Genomic DNA, 21507 nt, shown 5'->3' with positions numbered 1-21507 from the left:
CGGCGCAACGACGCGCACATATCCCCCCATGCGCCCGTACGCGCAGGTCAGAGCCGGTTTCCGCCTGTCCCGAAGGACGTATTCACGATGGCCGCCACCCCACAGAACCCTGCCGCCTCCGCGCCCCGCCGCAAGGTGAGCCGTCACCGCGGTGAGGGGCAGTGGGCCATGGGGCACCACACCCCGCTCAACGGCAACGAACAGTTCAAGAAGGACGACGACGGTCTCAATGTGCGGACACGCATTGAGACGATCTACTCCAAGCGCGGCTTCGACTCGATCGACCCCAACGACCTGCGCGGCCGTATGCGCTGGTGGGGGCTGTACACCCAGCGCAAGCCCGGTATCGACGGCGGCAAGACCGCGGTCCTGGAGCCGGAGGAGCTGGACGACAAGTACTTCATGCTGCGGGTGCGCATCGACGGCGGGCGCCTCACCACCCAGCAGCTGCGGGTGATCGGTGAGATCTCGCAGGAGTTCGCCCGGGGCAGCGCGGACATCACCGACCGGCAGAACATCCAGCTGCACTGGATCCGCATCGAGGACGTCCCCGAGATCTGGAACCGCCTGGAGGCCGTCGGGCTGTCCACCACCGAGGCCTGTGGTGACTGCCCGCGTGTCGTGATCGGCTCGCCGGTCGCCGGGATCGCCGAGGACGAGATCATCGACGGCACCTGGGCGATCGACGAGATCCAGCGGCGGTACATCGGCAGCAAGGAGTTCTCCAACCTGCCGCGCAAGTTCAAGTCCGCGATCTCCGGCTCGCCGCTCCTTGACGTGGTGCACGAGATCAACGACATCGCGTTCGTCGGTGTGGAGCACCCCGAGCACGGCCCCGGCTTCGACCTGTGGGTCGGCGGCGGCCTGTCCACCAACCCTAAGATCGGTGTGCGGCTCGGCGCCTGGGTGCCGCTGGCCGAGGTCCCCGACGTCTGGGCCGGTGTCATCGGCATCTTCCGGGACTACGGCTACCGGCGGCTGCGCACCCGCGCCCGCCTGAAGTTCCTGGTCGCCGACTGGGGCGCGGAGAAGTTCCGCCAGGTGCTGCAGGACGAGTACCTCAAGCGCGAGCTGGTCGACGGCCCCGCGCCCGCCGAGCCCGTCTCGCGCTGGCGCGACCACGTCGGGGTGCACCGGCAGCAGGACGGCAACTTCTACGTCGGGTTCGCCCCGCGCGTCGGCCGGGTGGACGGCACCACCCTGGCGAAGATCGCCGACCTCGCCGAGGCCCATGGCTCGGGCCGGGTGCGCACCACCGTCGAACAGAAGATGATCATCCTCGATGTGGTGGAGGACCAGGTCGACTCGCTGGTCGAGGCCCTCGAGGCGCTGGACCTGACCGCGAAGCCGTCCCCGTTCCGGCGCGGCACCATGGCCTGCACCGGTATCGAGTACTGCAAGCTCGCCATCGTCGAGACCAAGCAGCGCGGCTCCTCCCTGATCGACGAGCTGGAGCGCCGGCTGCCGGAGTTCGACGAGCCGATCACCATCAACATCAACGGCTGCCCGAACGCCTGCGCCCGTATCCAGGTGGCGGACATCGGTCTCAAGGGACAGCTGGTCCTCGACGACAACGGCGAGCAGGTCGAGGGCTACCAGGTGCACCTGGGCGGCGCGCTCGGTCTGGAGGCCGGTTTCGGCCGCAAGGTCCGCGGTCTGAAGGTCACCTCCGAGGAACTGCCGGACTACGTGGAGCGTGTGCTGACGCGGTTCCAGGACGAGCGCGAGGACGGCGAGCGGTTCGCCGCCTGGGCCGCGCGGGCCGGCGAGGAGTCCCTGTCATGAGCGAGCGGGCCGCCCCCTTCTACTGCCCCTACTGCGGCGACGAGGACCTTCGACCGAGCGAAGCCTCGGAAGGCCGTCACGGCGCCTGGGAATGCGCGGCGTGCAACCGCGCATTCCAGCTGAAGTTCCTCGGGCTGCTGGCCCGGGGCGTTCAGCGCACCGACACGGGAGGGGACCGGATATGACGACGGTTCAGGAAGGCCGTACGACCGAGGAGTTGAAGGCGCTCGCCGAGCAGGCGGGCCGCGACCTGGAGGACGCCTCCGCCCTGGAGATCCTCCAGTGGGCGGTGGACACCTTCGGCAAGGGCTTCTGCGTGACCTCCTCCATGGAGGACGCGGTGGTCGCCCATCTGGCGTCCCGGGTCCGCAAGGGCGTGGACGTCGTGTTCCTCGACACCGGCTACCACTTCCCGGAGACCATCGGCACCCGCGACGCGGTCGAGGCCGTGATGGACGTCAACGTCATCACGATCACACCGCGCCAAACGGTCGCCGAGCAGGACGCCGAATACGGGCCGAAGTTGCACGACCGCGACCCCGACCTGTGCTGCAGGCTGCGCAAGGTGCAGCCGCTGGAGGAGGGGCTCGCGGGATACCAGGCCTGGGCCACCGGCCTGCGGCGCGACGAATCCGAGACCCGGGCGAACACCCCGGTCGTCGGCTGGGACGAGAAGCGGCGCAAGGTAAAGATTTCGCCGATCGCCCGCTGGACACAGGACGACGTCGATGCGTACATCACGGAGCACGGCGTACTGTCCAACCCCCTCCTGATGGACGGCTACACCTCCGTCGGCTGCGCCCCCTGCACCCGCCGGGTCCTCGAGGGCGAGGACACACGCGCCGGCCGCTGGGCGGGACGCGCCAAGACCGAGTGCGGACTGCACGGCTGACCCCCATGACACAGACATTGGAGAACCACGTGACGACCGGAGCCACCGTCTGGCTCACGGGTCTGCCGAGCGCCGGCAAGACCACCATCGCGTACGAGCTGGCCGGCCGGCTGCGCGCGGAGGGCCACCGTGTCGAGGTGCTCGACGGCGACGAGATCCGCGAGTTCATCTCGGCGGGCCTCGGTTTCAGCCGCGAGGACCGGCACACCAACGTGCAGCGCATCGGTTTCCTCGCCGAACTGCTCGCCCGCAACGGCGTGAAGGCGCTCGTGCCGGTGATCGCGCCGTACGCGGACAGCCGGGAGGCGGTGCGGGGGCGCCACCAGGAGGGCGGGTCGGCGTACCTGGAGGTGCATGTGGCGACCCCGGTCGAGGTGTGCTCCGTACGTGATGTGAAGGGCCTGTACGCCAAGCAGGCGGCGGGCGAGCTGACCGGGCTGACCGGCGTCGACGACCCGTACGAGATGCCCGAGTCGCCCGATCTGCGGATCGATTCCCAGAACCAGACCGTGCAGGAGTCCGCGGCGTCGGTGTACGCGCTGCTCAGCGAGAGGGGTTTGGTGTGACGACCGTCGCCACGACCGAGGAGGGCACGGCCAGTCCGTACGCCCTCAGCCACCTGGACTCGCTGGAGTCCGAGGCGGTGCACATCTTCCGCGAGGTGGCGGGCGAGTTCGAGAACCCGGTGGTGCTGTTCTCCGGCGGCAAGGACTCCATCGTCATGCTGCACCTCGCGCTGAAGGCGTTCGCCCCGGCCGCGGTCCCCTTCTCGCTGCTGCACGTCGACACCGGGCACAACTTCCCCGAGGTCATCGACTACCGCGACCGGGTCGTCGCCGAGCACGGGCTGCGGCTGCATGTGGCGTCCGTGCAGGACTACATCGACCGTGGTGTACTGCGCGAGCGGCCCGACGGCACCCGCAACCCGCTGCAGACCCTCCCGCTCACCGAGAAGATCCAGTCGGAGAGGTTCGACGCCGTCTTCGGCGGCGGGCGCCGCGACGAGGAGAAGGCCCGCGCGAAGGAGCGGGTGTTCTCGCTGCGCGACGAGTTCTCCCAGTGGGACCCGCGCCGCCAGCGGCCCGAGCTGTGGAACCTGTACAACGGCCGCCACGCACCCGGCGAACACGTCCGTGTGTTCCCGCTGTCCAACTGGACCGAGCTCGACGTCTGGCAGTACATCGCCCGCGAGGACATCGAACTGCCCGAGATCTACTTCGCGCACGAGCGGGAGGTGTTCCAGCGGTCCGGGATGTGGCTGACCGCCGGTGAGTGGGGCGGCCCGAAGGACGGCGAGACCGTCGAGAAACGCCTCGTGCGCTACCGGACCGTCGGTGACATGTCCTGCACCGGTGCCGTCGACTCCGACGCGGTGACCCTGGAGCAGGTCATCACCGAGATCGCCGCCTCCCGGCTCACCGAGCGCGGCGCCACGCGTGCCGACGACAAGCTCTCCGAGGCCGCGATGGAAGACCGCAAGCGCGAGGGGTACTTCTAATCATGAGCACGATCACCGCCGAGGAGCTCTCGGCCACCACGCTTCTGCGGTTCGCCACCGCCGGTTCCGTCGACGACGGCAAGTCCACCCTCGTGGGACGGCTGCTGCACGACTCCAAGTCGGTCCTCACCGACCAGCTGGAGGCCGTGGAGCGCGCCTCGGCGAGCCGCGGCCAGGAGGGCCCCGACCTCGCGCTGCTCACCGACGGTCTGCGGGCCGAGCGCGAGCAGGGCATCACCATCGACGTGGCGTACCGCTACTTCGCCACGGCGAAGCGGCGGTTCATCCTCGCCGACACCCCGGGCCATGTGCAGTACACCCGCAACATGGTGACGGGTGCCTCCACGGCCGAGCTGACGGTGATCCTGGTCGACGCCCGCAACGGCGTGGTCGAGCAGACCCGCCGCCACGCGGCGATCGCGGCCCTGCTGCGCGTCCCGCACGTCGTCCTCGCCGTCAACAAGATGGACCTGATCGACTACCAGGAGTCCGTGTTCGCCGCGATCGCCGAGGAGTTCACGGCGTACGCGACCGAGCTGGGCGTCCCGGAGGTCACCGCGATCCCGATCTCGGCGCTCGTCGGCGACAACGTCGTGGAACCGTCCGCGAACATGGACTGGTACGGCGGCCCGACGGTCCTGGAGCACCTGGAGACCGTGCCCGTCAGCCACGACCTGGCGCACTGCCACGCCCGGCTGCCCGTGCAGTACGTGATCCGGCCGCAGACCGCCGAGCACCCCGACTACCGGGGCTACGCGGGCCAGATCGCGGCCGGCACCTTCCGTGTGGGCGACCCCGTCACGGTCCTGCCGTCCGGCCGCACCTCGACGATCTCCGGGATCGACCTGCTGGGCGCGCCGGTGGACGTGGCGTGGACGACGCAGTCGGTGACCGTGCTGCTCGCGGACGACATCGACGTCTCGCGCGGCGACCTGATCGTGCCCAGCAAGGACGCGCCCGCCACCACCCAGGACGTGGAGGCGACCGTCTGCCATGTCGCCGACCAGCCGCTGGCCGTCGGTCACCGGGTGCTGATCAAGCACGGCACCCGCACGGTCAAGGCGATCGTGAAGGACATCCCGTCCCGGCTCACGCTCGACGACCTGTCCCTGCACCCGCACCCGGGACAGCTCGTCGCCAACGACATCGGCCGGGTGAAGATCCGCACCGCGGAGCCGCTGCCGGTGGACTCCTACGCGGATTCGCGCCGTACGGGATCGTTCATCCTGATCGATCCGGCCGACGGCACAACGCTGACCGCCGGGATGGTCGGCGAGTCGTTCGCCTCTCCCGAGCCCGTCAAGGACGAGTCCGACGACGACGGTTGGGACTTCTGACCGTGAACTCCGACGGGTTCTACGGGATGTTCGCGAAGGAGGGCGGCCGTGTCGGCAGCGGCGCCCTCGGCTGGGGGTCCCCCCGAACGGAGTTTGGGGGAGGGCAGGGCGGAGTAGCGCGATGTGGGTTCTGACGTACGCGCACCGCCTGCGCGCCCCGTCCCCCCACTCGACGTCCCGGAAGCGACGAAGACCCTTTGCCGATTACCCGGCCACGACCTGAGAGACCGTGACCGCCGGGCCAACGAGAGGAACCCCTCCCGTGCCTGCCTCCCGCTCAACGCTGCTTCGCCGCGGCCTCGCCGCCGTAGCCGCTCTGCCCCTCCTCGCCCTCGCCGCCTGCGGCTACGGCTCCCAGGCCAAGGACACCAACGCCAACGAGAAGGTCGCCGCCGGAGCGGAGAAGATCGACGGGCTCGACACCGTCAAGATCGGTTACTTCGGCAACCTGACCCACGCGACCGCGCTGGTCGGCCGTGAGCAGGGCATCTTCCAGAAGGCACTGGGCGGCACGAAGGCCTCCTACGCCACCTTCAACGCCGGTCCCTCCGAGATCGAGGCGCTCAACGGCGGTTCGATCGACATCGGCTGGATCGGCCCCTCCCCCGCGATCAACGGCTACGCCAAGTCCGACGGCAAGTCCCTGCGGATCATCGGCGGTTCGGCCTCCGGCGGCGTGAAGCTCGTCGTCAACCCGGACAAGGTCAAGTCCCTCAAGGACGTCAAGGGCAAGAGGATCGCCACGCCCCAGCTCGGCAACACGCAGGACGTGGCGTTCCTCAACTGGATCGCGGACCAGGGCTGGAAGGTCGATGCGCAGAGCGGCAAGGGCGACGTCACCGTCGTCCGCAGTGACAACAAGGTGACGCCGGACGCGTTCAAGGCGGGCTCGATCGACGGGGCGTGGGTGCCGGAGCCGACCGCGTCGAAGCTGGTCGCCGAGGGCGGCAAGGTACTCCTCGACGAGTCGACGCTGTGGCCCGACAAGAAGTTCGTGATCACGAACATCATCGTGTCGCAGAAGTTCCTCACCGAACACCCGAAGGTCGTCGAGGCCGTGCTGAAGGGCTCGGTCGACGCCAACAAGTGGATCAACGCCAACCCGGACGAGGCGAAGGCGGCGGCGAACAAGCAACTGGAGGCGGACTCCGGCAAGGCGCTGCCGACGGACGTGCTCGACCCGGCGTGGACGTCGATCCAGTTCATCAACGACCCGCTGGCCTCCACCCTCAACACCGAGGCGGAGCACGCGGTCACGGCGGGTCTGCTGGAGAAGCCCGACCTGAAGGGCATCTACGACCTGTCGATTCTGAACAAGGTCCTCAAGACCGAGGGTGAGCCCACGGCCGACGACGCCGGTCTCGGCGTGAGCTGACCGAAATCCACGAGATCCCGATGAGTTCCCAGGAGGTGACGACCATGAGCACGACCCTCGCCAAGGCCGCCGAAACGGTGGAGTACGCGGCACGCCTCGACCACATCTCGAAGTCCTTCGCGGGACCGGGCGGGCAGCAGCTCGTCCTGGACGACATCACGCTCGATGTCGCCCCGGGCGAGTTCGTCACCCTCCTGGGGGCCTCGGGCTGCGGCAAGTCGACGCTGCTGAACCTGGTGGCCGGGCTGGACCGGCCCACCACCGGATCCATCACGACCGACGGCCGCCCGGCGCTGATGTTCCAGGAGCACGCCCTGTTCCCCTGGCTCACCGCCGGCAAGAACATCGAACTCGCCCTGAAGCTCAGGGGAGTTCCCAAGAACGACCGGCGCGGCCGCGCCGAGGAGCTGCTCGAGCTCGTCCGGCTGAAGGGCGCGTACGGCAAGCGGGTGCACGAGCTGTCGGGCGGTATGCGCCAGCGGGTCGCGATGGCCCGCGCGCTCGCCCAGGAGAGCCGGCTGCTGCTGATGGACGAGCCGTTCGCCGCGCTCGACGCCATCACCCGGGACGTGCTGCACGACGAGCTCACCCGGATCTGGACGGAGACGGGCCTGTCGGTCCTGTTCGTCACGCACAACGTGCGCGAGGCGGTGCGGCTCGCCCAGCGGGTGATCCTGCTGTCGTCCCGGCCCGGCCGGATCGCGCGTGAGTGGGTGGTCGACATCCCGCAACCGCGCCGTATCGAGGACGCCCCCGTGGCGGAACTGTCCCTGGAAATCACCGATGTCCTGCGTGGGGAGATCCGCCGTCATGGCCAGCACTGAGACGAAGACCGCCGCCGACACCGAGAGCGTCGAGGCCGGTCTCGACGCGCTCGACGGCATCACCACCACCGGCCGGACCCCGTTCGCGCGCACCTTCGTGGACAAGATCCTGCCGCCGATCGTCGCGACCGTGCTGCTGCTGGTCGTCTGGCAGATCGCGTTCAAGGTCGTCGACGACCCGAGCAAGCTCGTGGGGCCCGGCGACGTCTGGAACACGCTCAGGACGGCCTGGCTCGAAGGGACCCTGCTCGGCTACATCTGGACCAGCGTCTCGCGCGGTCTGCTCGGCTTCCTCTTCGCGCTCGCCATCGGCACCCCGCTGGGCCTGCTGGTGGCGCGGGTGAAGTTCGTGCGCGCGGCCATCGGCCCGATCCTGTCCGGGCTGCAGTCGCTGCCGTCGGTGGCGTGGGTGCCGCCCGCGGTGCTCTGGCTGGGACTGAACAACTCGATGATGTACGCGGTGATCCTGCTCGGCGCGGTCCCCTCGATCGCCAACGGCCTGGTGTCCGGCGTCGACCAGGTGCCGCCGCTGTTCCTGCGGGCCGGCCGCACCATGGGCGCGACGGGCGTCAAGGGCACCATCCACATCACGCTGCCGGCCGCGCTGCCGGGCTATGTGGCGGGCCTGAAGCAGGGCTGGGCGTTCGCGTGGCGGTCGCTGATGGCGGCGGAGATCATCGCCTCCTTCCCCGATCTCGGCGTGGGCCTCGGCCAGCTGCTGGAGAACGGCCGCAACGCCAACGACATGGGGATGGTGTTCGAGGCGATCCTGCTCATCCTGTTCGTGGGCATCGCCATCGACCTGCTGATCTTCAGCCCGCTGGAGCGGTGGGTGCTGCGCAGCCGCGGCCTGCTGGTGAAGGGCTGAGCGTCAGGATGCGCACCGAGCCGGTTCTCCTCGTCGTCGCCCACGGCAGCCGCGATCCGCGGCACGCCGCGACCGTGCACGCCCTCGTGCGGCGGGTACGGTCGCTGCGGCCGGGGCTGCGCGTGGAGACCGGCTTCCTGGACTTCAACATCCCCTCCGTGCACGGGGCGCTGGAGTCGCTGGCGGCCGACGGCGTACGGGATGTCGTGGCCCTGCCGCTGCTGCTGACCCGCGCGTTCCACGCGAAGGCGGACATCCCGGCGGTCCTCAGGGACGCGCCGCCGCAGCTGCGGATCCGGCAGGCCGAGGTGCTGGGCCCGTCGCCGCTGCTGCTGTCGGCGCTGGAACGACGGTTGTACGAGGCGGGGTTGTCGCCCGCCGACAAGCCCTCGACCGGGGTCGTGCTGGCCTCGGCGGGGTCCACGGACCCGGAGGCGATCGCAGTGATCGCAGAAATCGCGCGGGAGTGGCGGCACACCGGTTGGTGCGCCGTGCGGCCTGCGTTCGCCTCCGCGTCCCTGCCGCGCACCGAGGACGCGGTGCGCGAACTGCGCGCGCTGGGCTGTGCGCGGGTCGCCGTCGCGCCGTACGTCCTGGCGCCCGGTTTCCTGCCGGACCGCATCGCGCGCGGCGCGACCGGGGCGGACGTCCTGGCCGAGGTACTGGGCCCGGCGCCGGAGGTGGCACGGCTGCTGCTGGACCGGTACGACACGGCACGCCTGCCGGCACTGACGGCGGTCGGGGCCTGAGCGGCCGCTGAGCGGGCGGGGCGAAGTCGGCTGCGGTGCGGCAGCGCCCCAAAGGGGCGCGGGGCTGTGTCGATATGCGGCTCCGCCGCGATGGGGGTCCCCCCGCTCGAGCGAAGCCGAGAGCGGGGGAGCGACCAGCCCCGGCGGACCCGCAGATGAAGCACCGGACTTACAGCGAAGCGTTCAGCGGTCCTCGCGGCACAGCGCGTCGCCGAGACGGGTGCGGCCGTACCGGACGATCCGTCCGCTTCTGGTGCGGCTGAGCAGACCGGCGTCGTGGAGGACGGTCAGATGCTGGCTGACGGCGCCCGGGGTGATGCCGAGGCGGTGGGCGAGTTCGGTGGTGGAGGCCGGTTCCGCGAGGAGCAGGAGCAGCCGGGCGCGCGGGCGGCCGAGGAGGCGGGCCAGGGTGTCGTCGGTGACCGGGGGCGGGCTCTCGGACAGGGTGGCGCGGCCACGGGCCGGGTAGATGAGGGTGGGCGGCCGGGACGGGTCGATGAGGGGCTGGGCGCCCCGGGCGAACACTGTCGGCAGCAGGACCATGCCGCGTCCGGCGATGCTGGTGTCGCACCAGGGAGCCTGCATACGGAAGTCCGTGGTGGTGAGCCGCAGCCGACCGGAGTGCCAGGAGAGCCTGCGGTCCAGCCCGGTCAGCAGCGCCCCGGCGCCCTGCTCGGCGAGCACGCGTCCGCGGTGGGCGAGATCGGCCTCCAGGATGCTCTGTGCGCGCGGCCACCAGTCGGCGGCGAGGCAGCTGTGCCAGTAGGCGTCGAGGGCGTCCGCGGTACGGCTGAGCAGCGCGGCGGGGTCGGCGAGGCCGCGGGCGACGACGGGCGGCAGGGCCTGCTCGGTGCGGAAGGCGGCGCGGAAGTCGGCGGCGACGACGTCCAAAGGGGTGGCGCGGACCTGGTCGAGTTCGTCGGCGAAGGCGGGGCGGGCGCGTTCGGGGCGCGGGGTGAGGAAGTCGGGCACCCACAGCCAGGGGGAGACGAGCGAGGTCAGCAGCGCGTGGTCGAGACCGTCCAGGAGCGGGCGGATACGGCGCAGCCAGGGCCGGTGGTGCGGATAGGCGGCCGGGTCGTGCAGCGAGCGCAGCGAGAACACCGCCTCCTGGAGCGGGGAGTAGGCGAAGGAGGTGGTGGCGAGGTCCCCGACGGCGAACCGGAACTCGATCATGTGCTGCCGATCATTTAGTGACAGGCTAAATGAGTGCCGGGCGCGGTGCGCCACCGGTTTTCCTTCCCCCATGACCTCGACACCGGCCAATTCGGCCTCCGACCAGGGCAGTTCACCTTCCTCCACCCCGCCGCAGCGGGTCAACCGGGTCTCCGGCCTGCTCCCCGCCGACCCCGTGCTGCGCCGCGCGGCGCTGCTGACCGTCCTCAACTCCCTGGGCAACGGACTCTACTTCCCGCTGGGCGTCCTGTACTTCACCCGGATCGTCGGCCTTGACGCGACGTCCGTCGGCCTCGGCCTGACGTTCGCCGGGCTGACCGGCGTCGCGGCCGGGGTGCCCGCCGGACGGGCGGCGGACCGCTGGGGCGCCCGCCGGGTGGCGTCCTTGCTGTGGGGCGGAACGGGGGTGGCGACGGCCGCGTACGTCCTCGTCCACTCGTACGCCGGTTTCCTCGCGGCGGTGGTCTGCGCGACGGGACTCCAGATGGCGTCGCGCGGGGTGCAGGGCGCGCTCTACGCCGACGTCCTGCCCGCGGCGGGCCGGGTGGAGGCACGGGCCTATCTGCGGATGGTGACGAACGTGGGAATGGCGATGGGCGGCCTGCTCGGAGCCGTGGCCCTGCAACTGGACACGCGGAACGCCTATGTGACGGTGATTCTGCTGAACGCGCTGTCCTTCGCGGGCCCGGCGCTCCTCATCCCGGGCCTGCCGCTCGCCCCGCACGCGGTGGACCGTGCGCCCCTCGCGGCGGACGCCCCGGCGGCGGACCGCTGGCGTGCGGTGCGTGATCTGCCGTTCCTGGCGGTGACCGTGCTGAACGCCGTCCTGGTCGTGCAGTACACCCTCTCCGAGGTGGGGCTGCCGCTGTGGATCGTGGAGCGGACCGAGGCTCCGCGCTGGACGGCGGCCCTGCTGATGATCGTCAACTGCGTCCTGGTGGCCCTCCTCCAGGTGCGGGTCGCCCGCCGCGCCTCCCAAGTGCCCAGCGCCGTACGGGCGATGGGCTTGTCGGGTCTGCTCCTGGCCGCCGCCTGCGCGGTGTACGCCGTCTCGGCGGGCCTCTCCCCCGTCTGGGCCGTCCTCGCGCTCACCGTCGGCGCGGTGGTCCACGTCCTCGCCGAGGTGCTGTCGGCCGCGGGCGGCTGGACCCTCGGCTACGAACTCGCCGACGCCCGCGCCCACGGCGTCTACCAGGGTGTCTTCGGCGCGGGCATGTCCGCGGGCATGATGGCGGGCCCGGCCCTGGTCACGGTGACCGCGGTGCGGCACGGTGCGCTGGGCTGGGGGGTGCTGGGTGTGCTGTTCGCGGCGGCGGGGCTCGCGGTGGGGCCCGCGGTGCGGTGGGCGGAGCGGGACGGGTGGCGGGGGGAGGCGCGGCATTCCGGCTGACGGCGGCTGCTCAGCCGCTGACGGCGTCGGCCAGTCGTACCAGCTCCTCCACCGGCAGGGACCCCGGTGCCCGCCGCTCCCGCGCGAACTCGTTCGCCAGTCGCTGGAGGAGTTCGTTCAGCGGGGTCGGTACGCCGTGCAGGCGGCCGAGGAGGGCGATCTCGCCGTTGAGGTAGTCGGCCTCGATGGTGCCGGCGCCCCGGCTGAGGGACTGCCAGGAGGAGCCGCCGCCGCGTGGGACGCCGTCGAGGGGGACGAGGGTGACCTTGTCGCCCCGCACGGCACGCTGTTCCTCGGCGCTCGCGTACGCGATGCCCGCCGCGTCGAGCACGGCCGCGCCCTCCGCCCGTACCCGGGCGAACAGCGCCTCGGCCCGCGGGTCGCCGACCGGGCCGCTCACCGCCTCCAGCGCGTTGGCCAGGTTGGACAGCAGTTTGGCGTACTGCCAGCGGGCCACGTCCTCGACGACCGGTGCCTCGAAGTGCGCCTTCTCCAGGTCGGCGGCGATCCGGCGGGCCGTGTCGTCGGTGCCGTGCGGGTGGCGGCCGAGATGGAGGATGCCGGTGAGCGGGGTGCCGGCGGCGGAGACCACGCCGGGTTCGACGTGGGTGGAGGGCAGCCACACGCAGACGCCGTACACGTGCCGGAAGCGGCGCAGGGCCAGGCGCTGGCTCTCGACGCCGTTCTGCGCGCAGAGCAGCGGCAGCCTCTCGGCGGCCGTGCCGCCGCCCTCGACCGGGGCCGGGCCCCAGGTGCCGAGGGCCGCTTCGCTGTCCTGGGTCTTCACGGCGAGGACGAGGACGTCGTCGGCGCGCAGCACGCCGAGTTCCGCCGGTCCGGCCACCACGGGCAGCCGGTGGGTCAGCTCGCCCTGCGGCACTCTCAGCCGCAGCCCGCCCTCCTTGAGTGCCGCCGCGTGGGCGCCCCGTGCGACCAGGACGACCTCCTGCCCGGCCTCCGCCAGCCGCCCGCCGACGGTGCCGCCGACCGCCCCTGCCCCGATGATTATGTAACGCATGGGACGAGCCTCGCACAGTCACCGGTGCGGTCATCACGGCTCGGTCATCTCCACCAGCTTCACCACGGTGTTCCAGTTCCGGCTCGTCGCCACCAGCCCCTTGGTGAAGCGCGGCCTCGACAGCATCTCCCCGAGCTTGGAACGGCCGAGGCCGTCCGGGGCGTACAGGTACAGCGCGCGGTCGCCGAGGCGGAACTCCTCCGGGAGGTGGGCGGCCTGGTCGATCTCCGCGAACCGCCCGGCCTCCACGGGCCCGGAGAAGTACGTGACGTGGAGCTGCTTGGGCTGAAGGTCGGCGGCCGGGAACGGGCAGGCCTCGGCGATCGTCTTCAGGTACGCGTGGTCGCGTACGAGCACGTCGACGTCGAAGCCGAACTCCTGGGTGATCGCCCCGGCCAGCTCGGCGGCGAGGCTCTCCTCGTCGCCGTGGGCCGAGGAGAAGACCGCCTGGCCGCTCTGGAGGTAGGTGCGGACGTCGCCGTAGCCGAGCCCTCCCATCAGGGTGCGCAGGCCGGCCATCGGGAGCTTCCTGGCGCCGCCCACGTTGATCCCGCGCAACAGGGCCGCGTACATCGTCGTCATGCCCGTCAGCCTAGGGTCCGGGGCCGGTGAGGGCCGGTCGAACCCTGGTTCCCACCCCCTAGATCACAAGGTAGATGTAGGGGTCCACCTCCTCCCCTGCGGTGAGACGGCCCGCTCCGACGGGAGGACCCCGGCGCCCCGGACTTCACCGGGCAGCACGACGAGAAGGCTTTATCCGGCTCATACCTTCGAAACGAAAGGTGGCGGCAGGGGGCTGCCACCGCTCACGAGGGAGCAGCCCGTCATGGCACATGGAGATACGCGGGTACGGGGCCTCGCGGCCCGGGCCGGCGGCTGGAGCGCACGCAACCGATGGGCCGCCGTCGGTATCTGGGTGCTGTTCGTCGTCCTGGCCATGGGCATCGGGTCGGCGATGGGCACGGTCGAGGTCAAGGAGAGCGACCAGCTGGGCGGCGAGACCCACACCGCCGCGAAGATCGTCGAGGACGCGGGCATCGAGGAGCCGGCCGGGGAGACCGTGCTCGTCCAGGCGAAGGACGGTTCGGTCAAGGCCACCGACGCCGAGTTCCGGTCCGCGGTCACCGCGGTCGTGACGGCCGTGGAGGGGACCGGCGAGGTCACGGACGTGACCTCGCCGTACGACACGGGCACGATCTCGAAGGACGGCCGCAGCGCGCTCGTGCAGTTCGACATGCGCGGCGATTCCGACACGGCGGGCGAGCGGGTCGAGCCGGTGCTCGATGCCGTCGCCGGGGTGCAGAAGGAGCACTCCTCGCTGCGGATCGAGGAGATCGGCGGCGCCAGCATGATGAAGACGTTCGACGACGCGTTCGGCGACGACTTCCAGCAGGCCGAGTACTCCGCGGTGCCGGTGGCGCTGGGCATTCTGCTGATCGCGTTCGGTGCGCTGGTGGCGGCGCTGCTGCCGGTGGCGCTCGCGCTGACCGCGATCATGGCGACGACGGGTCTGATGGCGATCGTCAGCCACTTCCAGCCGATGGACGACACCGCCAGCTCGGTGATGCTGCTGGTCGGTCTGGCCGTGGGCGTCGACTACTGCCTGTTCTATCTGCGCCGTGAGCGCGAGGAGCGCGAGGCCGGGCGGGACGCGGGGACCGCGCTGCGGATCGCGGCGGCGACCAGCGGCCGGGCCGTGATCGTCTCCGGTGTCACGGTGTGCGTGGCCATGGCGGGCATGCTGTTCACCGGGCTCGCCACGTTCGAGGCGATGGGCCTGGCCTCCCTGATGGTGGTGGCGGTCGCGATGGTCGGTTCGGTGACCGTGCTGCCCGCGCTGCTGTCGCTGCTCGGTGAGCGGGTGGAGAAGGGCCGGCTCCCGTTCCTGCGGCGGCGCCGCAAGAGCGGGGCCGCGGGCGGCAGCCGGTTCTGGTCGGCCGTCCTCAAGGGCGTGCTCGCCAAGCCCGTGGTCTCCGTGGTGGTCGCGGCCGGCGCGCTGCTGGCCGTCGCCGCACCGGCGCTCGGCATGAAGACGCAGAACCTCACCCTGGACCAGGAGTTCGGCGACTCGCTGCCGATCGTGCAGACGTACAACCGGGTCAACGAGGCCTTCCCGGGCGGTTCCGAGCCGGCCACGGTCGTCGTCAAGGCGGACGACATCAACTCCTCCGAGGTGAAGGACGCGCTCGCGCGGTTCAAGGAGCAGGCGGTCGCCTCGGGTGCCTCACGCGGCCCGGTCGAGATCAAGCTGCACGACGCGCAGAACGTCGCCTTCGTCTACGTCCCGCTGGTCGGCGGCTCCGACCAGGACAGGGCGGGCGCGAGCCTGGACACGCTGCGCGACGAGGTGCGTCCGGCCACGCTCGGCAAGGTCGACGGCGTCGAGGCGCCGATCACCGGTCAGGTCGCGGGCAACAAGGACTTCAACGACCAGCTGGTCGGCTCGGTCGCCCCGGTGTTCGCGTTCGTGGTGGTCTTCGCCTTCCTGCTGATGCTGCTGTCGTTCCGCTCGCTGACGGTCGCGATCACCTCGATCGTGCTCAACCTGCTGTCGGTGGGCGCCGCCTACGGCATCCTCGTCGCCGTGTTCCAGCACGGCTGGGGCGCCTCGCTGGTGGGCGCGGAGGGCGTCGGCGCGATCATCACCTGGCTGCCGCTGTTCCTCTTCGTGATCCTGTTCGGCCTGTCGATGGACTACCACGTGTTCGTGGTCTCGCGGATCCGTGAGGCGCGGACGCGGGGCCGGAGCACGAACGACGCCATCCAGCACGGGGTCGTCACCACGGCCGGTGTCGTGACCAGCGCCGCCGTCATCATGGTCGCCGTGTTCGCGATCTTCGGAACGCTGTCCATGCAGTCCATGAAGCAGATGGGCGTGGGCCTGGCCGCGGCCGTGCTGATCGACGCGACGATCATCCGGGGTGTGCTGCTCCCCGCGGTGATGGCGCTGCTCGGCGAGCGCAACTGGTACCTGCCGAAGTGGCTGGACTGGCTGCCCGACATGACGCACGACGAGTCGCCGGAGGCCGTGGCGGGCGGGACGGCGCGCGACGACGAGGGCGAGCGGCTGCCCGTCTGATTCCAGACTCTGATTCCAGCCGCACAAGCTGAGGGCCCGTCGGTCGCAGGGGAACCGACGGGCCCTCCGGCGTGCCCGGGCCACCCGGGTGCGGGCACCGGGCCCGACCTGTGGGAATGCGAGACTGACCGGAATCTGCGGAGGACACGGAGGCGGGCGATGGACGAGGCAAGGGCGCGGGACGTACTGGCCGGTGCGGGGGTGCTGCCCGGTCCGGCGCGGGACGCGCGGCTCCTCGCCCTGGGGGAGAACGCGGTGTTCGCCGCCGGTGGCCTGGTGGTGAAGGTGGGCCGGGACGCCGAACTCCTGGACCGGGCGCGGCGCGAGCTGGACATCGCCGCCTGGCTGGAGCGTGAAGGTGTCCCCGCCGCGCGGGCGGCCCGGCCGGAGCCGCTGCTGGTGGAGGGGCATCCGGTGACGGTGTGGCACCGGCTGCCCGATCCCGTACGGCCCGCGGAGCCCCGGGATCTGGCCGAACTCCTACGGCTGGTGCACGCCCTGCCCTCCCCTTCCCTCGGTCTGCCGAACCGGGATCTGCTGTCCGGGGTGGAGCGCTGGCTGCGGCTCGCCGGTGGTGCGATCGATCCGGCGGACGCGGCGTATCTGCGGAAGCGCCGCGACGGTTTCGCAGCGGCGGCCGCCGCGCTGACCCCCCGTCTGCCGCCGGGCCCGATCCACGGCGACGCGCTGCCGCGCAATGTGCACGTGGGCCCCGACGGCCCGGTCCTGGTCGACCTGGAGACCGTGTCGGCGGATCTGCGGGAGCACGATCTCGTCGTGATGGCCCTCTCCCGCGACCGCTACGGTCTTCCCGCCGAGGACTACGACTCCTTCACCGAGGCCTACGGCTGGGACGTACGGGAGTGGGAGGGCTGCGCGGTGCTGCGCGGGGCCCGGGAGACGGCGAGCTGTGCCTGGGTCGCCCAGCACGCGCCCGCCAACCCCAAGGCGCTGACGGAGTTCGAGCGCAGGGTGGCGTCGCTGCGGGACGGGGACGAGGCGGTGCGCTGGTACCCCTTCTGAGCCCGCCCCGCCGACGCTCCTGCCTGATTCGACGCCCCCGCCTGATTCGACGCCCCCGTCCTACCCGATGCTGCTGTCCGCCGGCTCGCGGACCGGCCAGGAGCCGTCCACGACCGCGTCCGTCTCGCCCTTGCGGCGCAGGAAGCTCTGGAAGTCCGCCGCCCAGGCCGCGTACCACTCGATCTGGCGGCGGTGCAGCTCCGCCGGGCCGAGGGCGCCGATCTTGGGGTGGCGGACGGCTATCGCGCGGGCCAGCCGGGCGGCGGCGAGGGCGTCGGCGGAGGCGTCGTGCGCGGCGTCGAGGGTGACGCCGTACTCGGCGCAGACCGCTTCGAGGTTGCGCTTGCCGCGGCGGTAGCGGTCGACCGAGCGGTCGATGGTGTACGGGTCGACGACCGGGGCCGGATCGGGGCCGCCGAGCCGGTCGCGCAGGGAGGGCAGGCCGTGGCGGCGCAGTTCGGCGGAGAGCAGGGTCAGGTCGAAGGTCGCGTTGTAGGCGACGACGGGGACGCCGGTGCGCCAGTAGCCCGTGAGGACGTCGGCGATCGCGTCCGCGACGCGGTCGGCGGGGCTGCCCTCGGCGGTGGCCCGTTCGTTGCTGATCCCGTGCACGGCGACCGCGTCCGCCGGGATCTCCACGCCCGGGTCGGCCAGCCACTCCTTGCGCCCGAGGACCTGTCCGTCCCTCACCTCGATCACGGCGCCCGTGACGATGCGCGCCTCGCGCGGATCCGTCCCGGTCGTCTCCAGGTCGAAGCCGACGAGCAGCTCCCGGTACCAGGCCATGACGGCCCCCCTTCTTGGTGGTGCTTCCCCCAGTGGTCTCCACCTTCGCATGCGGCACTGACAATCAGAGGACCGCGTTCCGCTTACCGCTCGGAGGGGGCGTCACGGACCGCCGGAATCCCCGGACCATGGGGATGAATCAGGACACGGGGCGCGAATCCGCCCAGGCCAGTTCGAATTCCTCGCGGTAGGCCGCGAAAAGGCCCCCCTCGTCCACCTCGCCCGGTTTGACCACCCGGTTGCCGCCGCGCAGCACCAGTACCGGCGCCTCCATGCCGCGCATACGCCGCAGATAGGACTGGACGACCGCTATGCCGTCGGTGCCGTCGCCGTCGACGAGGTAGGCGGTGAAGCGGGGCGTCTCGTCGTACACCTGGATCTGGAAGGCACCCGGGTCGCGCAGCCGGGAGCGGACGCGGCGCATGTGGAGGATGTTCATCTCCACCGAGCGGCTGAGTTCGCCCCGTTTCATCCCGAGTTCGCGTTCGCGGCGCTTGACCGCGCTGGAGGCCGGGTTGAGGAAGAGCAGCCGGACGCGGGCGCCCGCCTCGGCGAGGCGGACCAGACGGCGGCCGGAGAAGTTCTGCACGAGCAGGTTGAGCCCGATGCCGATGGCGTCGATACGGCGGGAGCCGTCGAAGATGTCCTCGGCGGGGAACTGGCGCAGCAGCCGCACCCGGTCGGGGTGGACGGCGACCACGTCGGCGTACCGGTCGCCGACGAGGTCCTCGACCGCGTCGACGGGCAGCCGGCGCGCGGAGGGCACGTCACCGCCGGTGCCGAGCATCTCCAGAAGGCGGGCCGAGGCCCGCTCGGCCTGGTTCAGGACCGCCTCGGACAGGGCCCGGTTGCGGGAGACGACGTTGCGGGTCACCTCCAGCTCGTCCAGGGCGAGTTCGACGTCCCGGCGGTCGTCGAGGTAGGGCTCGAAGCACGGCCAGTGCTGCACCATCAGCTCGCGCAGCTGCGGCAACGTCAGGAAGGAGATGACGTTGTCGTCGGCCGGGTCGAGCAAGTAGCCCTTGCGGCGGCTGACTTCGCGTACGGCGACCGCGCGCTGCACCCATTCCTGTCCGGCGGGGCCGGCCGCGGCGACCACCCACTCGTCGCCGTTGACGGGTTCGTAGATGGGCCGCAGCACGGCGGCCACCACGGCGCGCAGCCGCTGTTCCACGAGGTTCAGCCAGATGTAGGCCCGGCCGGCCCGCTGGGCGCGGGTGCGCACCTCGCGCCAGGCGTCGGCGTCCCAGTCCAGCTCCGGGCCGATGGCGTTGGTCTCCATCGGCCGGGCCAGGGACACCGTTCCGGGCGGGACCTCTGTGGAGTTCCCCTCGTGACCCTCGTCACCAGGGGGCAACTCCAGCCCTCCCGAGCCCACCCAAGCACCGCCTTCCGCTCCCCCGAGCTGTCCCCGTCTCAACGATCAAGGAAGGGTACTCCGGGAGCGGTCGGCGGTGCAGCCGGATGGGCAGGTCGTTTCTCAACTGCCGGGGAACGGGTCGCCGTTCTCACCCTTGAGCGCGGACGGCGTGAGCGGATTCATGGCCGTGACGTCCCTGGGGGCGATGGCGAAGCCCTGCCAGTGGACCGGCATGGGCTGCTGGTCCTCGTCGCGGGCGACGTGGTGGAAGCCCACGTTCACCCAGGCCACGGGGTGCTTGAGGGTCTGCCCGTTCACCCACTTGTCGACGGTCTTCGGGTGTCCCGTACCGCAGTTGAGGGGGTTGTTGGTGGCGTACATCTCGCACTTGTTGTACTCGGTGAAGTAGACGTCGTGCTTGGTGAAGCTGCGTCCGGGGTACTTGGTGGTGGCGCCGGGGACGAGTTCGTAGCTGCGCTTGTGCCCGTCCTTGTTCTTGCCGATGCTGCTGACCACGCGCCACCAGCGCATGTTCTTGGCGTCGCCCGCGAGTTCCTTGGTGACGGCGGTGCGGGTGGTCTTGGCGGTCGGGCCCTGCTGGCCGCTCGCGGGTGCGCTGACGACCGAGTCGTACTGCTCGATCTTGTTGGCGGAGGAACCGTCGAGGCCGAAGTCGAGCCGCCAGAAGACGTTGTGGCTGTGGCTGGTGGCGTAGGAAGTGGCGCCCTTGCCTATGGGCCAGCCGCGGCCGTCGCCGGCGTCGTAGTCGTAGGGCGAGAGGCTGCCGGTGGCACCGACGTTCATGTTGACCGTGCCGTCGTCGGAGAAGCGCCACTCGGTCATGTACTCGTACCAGCCGACCTTGTTGACCGTGTAGATCAGCAGGTCCTTGCCCTGGGCCTGGTAGACCTTGTTGTTGTCGGCCTGCATGCGGTAGGCGTGGCCGCGCGAGCGGGTCGTGGTGCACATGCCCTTGACGTTCGTGCTGGGCTCACCGGGCTGCGGGACCTTGATGGTCTTGATGGTGCCGCCGGGGCACTCCGCGGGGGCCAGATTGACCAGCCCGGAGCCGAAGTTGTAGTCGGTGACGTCGTGGTACTCGGCCTGGCCGTCGTCGTACGGCACATGGATCTGGGCGATCTTGGCGCTGGTCAGGACGCGGATCGGCTTGGTCTCGCCGGGCGGCTGGTAGGTGACCTTCTCCAGGACGAGCCCGGACTTGGCCTCGTAGCGCCAGCACATGCGCCAGGTGGTGCCGGTGGAGAGCTTCTGTTCGATGCGGTAGGCGGCGCTGCAGTCGGCGGCGGCCGCCGCCGCGGGGGCGGTCTTCGGCTGGGCGACGGCGGGGCCGGCCCCGGCGGTCGCGCCGGCGGCCAGCGCGGCCAGGGACAGCCCGAAGGCCGCCCCCTTCTGGGTACGGCTCATTCTGGTGACGCGCATGAGGACATGACTCCCTGACAGGAGATGGCGGGTGGGAAAAGTGGACGTGCGGGGCCGTGTCAGCCGTCGAGCTTCGTGACCTTGCCGGTGCTGAGGTCGATCACCAGGGACCGGGCGTCGATCCAGGGGCCGTTCGTCACCTTCGGCAGCAGTCGTGCGCAGCGGTGCTCGCCGCACTTGTCGAGTGCGGCCGGCTGGGCGCCCGGGACCGAGTGGTAGATCATGCTGGCCAGCTGCAGCTGGTCCGGGGAGGTGAGCTCCTTGCCGGTGGCGTCCTTGTAGTCGGCCTTCAGGCCGGCGCCGAGCGGGTCGGCGATGAGGACCCGGGCCGCCTCGTTCTGCTCGGCGGGGCTCAGCGGCGGCTGGACGCCGCGCTGGGTGCCGGTGTTCTCGACCTTGCCGGTGTCGAGGTTGACGGTCTTTGTGACGACCGTGTCGGTCTTGTAGTCGTAGAACGTCACGTCCGCACGCCGGGGCGCGTCCGGGTCGTCGACCTCGTCGGCGTCGGGCGCGGCGAGTTCCGCGCCGAGGCTCTGCGGGCCGCGCTCGCCCTCGACGTTCTGTGCGGCGTTGAACGCCTGCCGGCTGAGCGCGAGGCGCTCGGCCCGCTCCATCTCGTCGTCCGTGAGCGGGTCGCCGCCCTTGCCCTTCTCGCCCTCGTCGGGCGCGGCCTCGACGACGCCCGCCGGCACCGAGCCGCCCTCCCCGGCGGCCGCCGCCTGCCCGGCGCTCTGTCCGGTCCCGCTGCCTGTCTTGTCGTCCGCCCCCGCCGTGCCCGGCAGGGTGATCGCGACCATCACGGCTGTCGAAGCCACCGCGATGGCCGTACCCGCCACCACCTTGCCCAGGTGGCGGCGCACTGTTGTGCGCACAATTGCCCCCTACTCCCCCTGTTGCCCGGGAGTAC

Annotated in this window: 20 protein-coding genes; 13 read left to right on the top strand and 7 right to left on the bottom strand. The window is 71.2% G+C overall.

Annotated elements, in window-relative coordinates; translation table 11 throughout:
* Nucleotides 1-87 precede the first annotated feature (87 nt).
* From ACLZN2_RS11560 to ACLZN2_RS11515, 10 genes are all read left to right on the top strand, one after another.
* Nucleotides 88-1785: a nitrite/sulfite reductase gene (locus ACLZN2_RS11560; protein ID WP_416978299.1), complete on the top strand. Its 1698-nt coding sequence runs from the start codon at nt 88-90 to the stop codon at nt 1783-1785.
* On the top strand, nt 1782-1970 hold the full coding sequence (locus tag ACLZN2_RS11555) for a hypothetical protein (protein ID WP_416978298.1): 189 nt from the start codon (nt 1782-1784) through the stop codon (nt 1968-1970). The genes ACLZN2_RS11560 and ACLZN2_RS11555 overlap by 4 nt, the downstream gene beginning before the upstream one ends.
* The gene (locus tag ACLZN2_RS11550) at nt 1967-2677 is read left to right on the top strand and encodes a phosphoadenylyl-sulfate reductase (RefSeq protein ID WP_416978297.1); all 711 of its coding nucleotides are present in this window, start codon (nt 1967-1969) and stop codon (nt 2675-2677) included. The genes ACLZN2_RS11555 and ACLZN2_RS11550 overlap by 4 nt, the downstream gene beginning before the upstream one ends.
* A gap of 29 nt (nt 2678-2706) precedes the next feature.
* Nucleotides 2707-3243 (top strand): adenylyl-sulfate kinase, encoded by a 537-nt coding sequence (gene cysC / locus ACLZN2_RS11545; RefSeq protein ID WP_416978443.1) that lies wholly within the window; start codon nt 2707-2709, stop codon nt 3241-3243.
* On the top strand, nt 3240-4175 hold the full coding sequence (cysD, locus tag ACLZN2_RS11540; RefSeq protein WP_416978296.1) for a sulfate adenylyltransferase subunit CysD: 936 nt from the start codon (nt 3240-3242) through the stop codon (nt 4173-4175). Before cysC ends, cysD begins: the two co-directional genes overlap by 4 nt.
* A gap of 2 nt (nt 4176-4177) precedes the next feature.
* The gene (locus ACLZN2_RS11535) at nt 4178-5512 is read left to right on the top strand and encodes a sulfate adenylyltransferase subunit 1 (protein WP_416978295.1); all 1335 of its coding nucleotides are present in this window, start codon (nt 4178-4180) and stop codon (nt 5510-5512) included.
* A gap of 262 nt (nt 5513-5774) precedes the next feature.
* On the top strand, nt 5775-6887 hold the full coding sequence (locus ACLZN2_RS11530; protein ID WP_416978294.1) for an aliphatic sulfonate ABC transporter substrate-binding protein: 1113 nt from the start codon (nt 5775-5777) through the stop codon (nt 6885-6887).
* Between the two features lie 20 nt (nt 6888-6907).
* Nucleotides 6908-7711: an ABC transporter ATP-binding protein gene (locus ACLZN2_RS11525; RefSeq protein WP_416978293.1), complete on the top strand. Its 804-nt coding sequence runs from the start codon at nt 6908-6910 to the stop codon at nt 7709-7711.
* Nucleotides 7698-8579 carry an ABC transporter permease gene (locus ACLZN2_RS11520; RefSeq protein WP_416978292.1) on the top strand — a complete coding sequence of 294 codons (882 nt, stop codon included), beginning with the start codon at nt 7698-7700 and terminating at the stop codon, nt 8577-8579. The genes ACLZN2_RS11525 and ACLZN2_RS11520 overlap by 14 nt, the downstream gene beginning before the upstream one ends.
* Before the next feature lie 8 nt (nt 8580-8587).
* The gene (locus ACLZN2_RS11515; protein WP_416978291.1) at nt 8588-9328 is read left to right on the top strand and encodes a sirohydrochlorin chelatase; all 741 of its coding nucleotides are present in this window, start codon (nt 8588-8590) and stop codon (nt 9326-9328) included.
* Between the two features lie 183 nt (nt 9329-9511).
* On the opposite strand, the gene ACLZN2_RS11510 is transcribed toward ACLZN2_RS11515, so the two are convergent.
* Complete coding sequence (locus ACLZN2_RS11510) at nt 9512-10504, bottom strand: helix-turn-helix domain-containing protein (RefSeq protein ID WP_416978290.1); 993 nt, start codon at nt 10502-10504, stop codon at nt 9512-9514.
* Nucleotides 10505-10574: 70 nt separating this feature from the next.
* Here ACLZN2_RS11510 and ACLZN2_RS11505 point away from each other — a divergent pair, with 70 nt between their 5' ends.
* Nucleotides 10575-11894 carry an MFS transporter gene (locus tag ACLZN2_RS11505; RefSeq protein WP_416978289.1) on the top strand — a complete coding sequence of 440 codons (1320 nt, stop codon included), beginning with the start codon at nt 10575-10577 and terminating at the stop codon, nt 11892-11894.
* A 10-nt stretch (nt 11895-11904) separates the two neighbouring features.
* Here the strand turns inward: ACLZN2_RS11505 and ACLZN2_RS11500 are convergent, their stop codons facing one another.
* Nucleotides 11905-12912: a ketopantoate reductase family protein gene (locus tag ACLZN2_RS11500; RefSeq protein ID WP_416978288.1), complete on the bottom strand. Its 1008-nt coding sequence runs from the start codon at nt 12910-12912 to the stop codon at nt 11905-11907.
* Nucleotides 12913-12945: 33 nt separating this feature from the next.
* Nucleotides 12946-13494 (bottom strand): DUF1697 domain-containing protein, encoded by a 549-nt coding sequence (locus tag ACLZN2_RS11495; protein ID WP_416978287.1) that lies wholly within the window; start codon nt 13492-13494, stop codon nt 12946-12948.
* Nucleotides 13495-13738: 244 nt separating this feature from the next.
* Between ACLZN2_RS11495 and ACLZN2_RS11490 the strand changes: the two genes are divergently transcribed.
* A complete protein-coding gene (locus ACLZN2_RS11490; protein WP_416978286.1) occupies nt 13739-15991 on the top strand; it encodes an MMPL family transporter in 2253 nt (750 codons plus the stop codon).
* Nucleotides 15992-16150: 159 nt separating this feature from the next.
* Entirely contained in the window at nt 16151-17014 is an 864-nt protein-coding gene (locus tag ACLZN2_RS11485) for a phosphotransferase enzyme family protein (protein WP_416978285.1), read from the top strand.
* Between the two features lie 60 nt (nt 17015-17074).
* Here ACLZN2_RS11485 and ACLZN2_RS11480 read toward each other — a convergent pair whose 3' ends face one another.
* The 4 genes from ACLZN2_RS11480 to ACLZN2_RS11465 all read right to left on the bottom strand — a co-directional run bounded on the left by ACLZN2_RS11480 (nt 17075) and on the right by ACLZN2_RS11465 (nt 21472).
* The gene (locus ACLZN2_RS11480) at nt 17075-17800 is read right to left on the bottom strand and encodes a 3'-5' exonuclease (protein WP_416978284.1); all 726 of its coding nucleotides are present in this window, start codon (nt 17798-17800) and stop codon (nt 17075-17077) included.
* Between the two features lie 139 nt (nt 17801-17939).
* Entirely contained in the window at nt 17940-19178 is a 1239-nt protein-coding gene (locus ACLZN2_RS11475) for an SAV2148 family HEPN domain-containing protein (protein WP_416978283.1), read from the bottom strand.
* Nucleotides 19179-19280: 102 nt separating this feature from the next.
* Nucleotides 19281-20600, bottom strand: coding sequence for a copper amine oxidase (locus ACLZN2_RS11470; protein ID WP_416978282.1), 1320 nt, complete (start codon nt 20598-20600; stop codon nt 19281-19283).
* A gap of 59 nt (nt 20601-20659) precedes the next feature.
* Nucleotides 20660-21472, bottom strand: a complete 813-nt coding sequence (locus ACLZN2_RS11465; RefSeq protein ID WP_416978281.1) for a Tat pathway signal sequence domain protein — start codon at nt 21470-21472, stop codon at nt 20660-20662.
* Between the last annotated feature and the right edge of the window lie 35 nt (nt 21473-21507).

This window comes from Streptomyces sp. T028 (assembly GCF_048159505.1).
Taxonomy (GTDB): domain Bacteria; phylum Actinomycetota; class Actinomycetes; order Streptomycetales; family Streptomycetaceae; genus Streptomyces.
The sequence above is the reverse complement of the archived record's forward strand: the minus strand, read 5'-3'. Positions and strand labels throughout refer to the sequence as shown.

Excerpts from the sequence above, each read along its gene's own strand:
- ACLZN2_RS11560 (WP_416978299.1), top strand. The coding sequence starts at position 88 with ATGGCCGCCACCCCACAGAACCCTGCCGCCTCCGCGCCCCGCCGCAAG.
- ACLZN2_RS11555 (WP_416978298.1), top strand. The coding sequence starts at position 1,782 with ATGAGCGAGCGGGCCGCCCCCTTCTACTGCCCCTACTGCGGCGACGAG.
- ACLZN2_RS11550 (WP_416978297.1), top strand. The coding sequence starts at position 1,967 with ATGACGACGGTTCAGGAAGGCCGTACGACCGAGGAGTTGAAGGCGCTC.
- ACLZN2_RS11535 (WP_416978295.1), top strand. The coding sequence starts at position 4,178 with ATGAGCACGATCACCGCCGAGGAGCTCTCGGCCACCACGCTTCTGCGG.
- ACLZN2_RS11525 (WP_416978293.1), top strand. The coding sequence starts at position 6,908 with ATGAGTTCCCAGGAGGTGACGACCATGAGCACGACCCTCGCCAAGGCC.
- ACLZN2_RS11520 (WP_416978292.1), top strand. The coding sequence starts at position 7,698 with ATGGCCAGCACTGAGACGAAGACCGCCGCCGACACCGAGAGCGTCGAG.
- ACLZN2_RS11515 (WP_416978291.1), top strand. The coding sequence starts at position 8,588 with ATGCGCACCGAGCCGGTTCTCCTCGTCGTCGCCCACGGCAGCCGCGAT.
- ACLZN2_RS11510 (WP_416978290.1), bottom strand. The coding sequence starts at position 10,504 with ATGATCGAGTTCCGGTTCGCCGTCGGGGACCTCGCCACCACCTCCTTC.
- ACLZN2_RS11505 (WP_416978289.1), top strand. The coding sequence starts at position 10,575 with ATGACCTCGACACCGGCCAATTCGGCCTCCGACCAGGGCAGTTCACCT.
- ACLZN2_RS11500 (WP_416978288.1), bottom strand. The coding sequence starts at position 12,912 with ATGCGTTACATAATCATCGGGGCAGGGGCGGTCGGCGGCACCGTCGGC.
- ACLZN2_RS11495 (WP_416978287.1), bottom strand. The coding sequence starts at position 13,494 with ATGACGACGATGTACGCGGCCCTGTTGCGCGGGATCAACGTGGGCGGC.
- ACLZN2_RS11490 (WP_416978286.1), top strand. The coding sequence starts at position 13,739 with ATGGCACATGGAGATACGCGGGTACGGGGCCTCGCGGCCCGGGCCGGC.
- ACLZN2_RS11485 (WP_416978285.1), top strand. The coding sequence starts at position 16,151 with ATGGACGAGGCAAGGGCGCGGGACGTACTGGCCGGTGCGGGGGTGCTG.
- ACLZN2_RS11480 (WP_416978284.1), bottom strand. The coding sequence starts at position 17,800 with ATGGCCTGGTACCGGGAGCTGCTCGTCGGCTTCGACCTGGAGACGACC.
- ACLZN2_RS11470 (WP_416978282.1), bottom strand. The coding sequence starts at position 20,600 with ATGCGCGTCACCAGAATGAGCCGTACCCAGAAGGGGGCGGCCTTCGGG.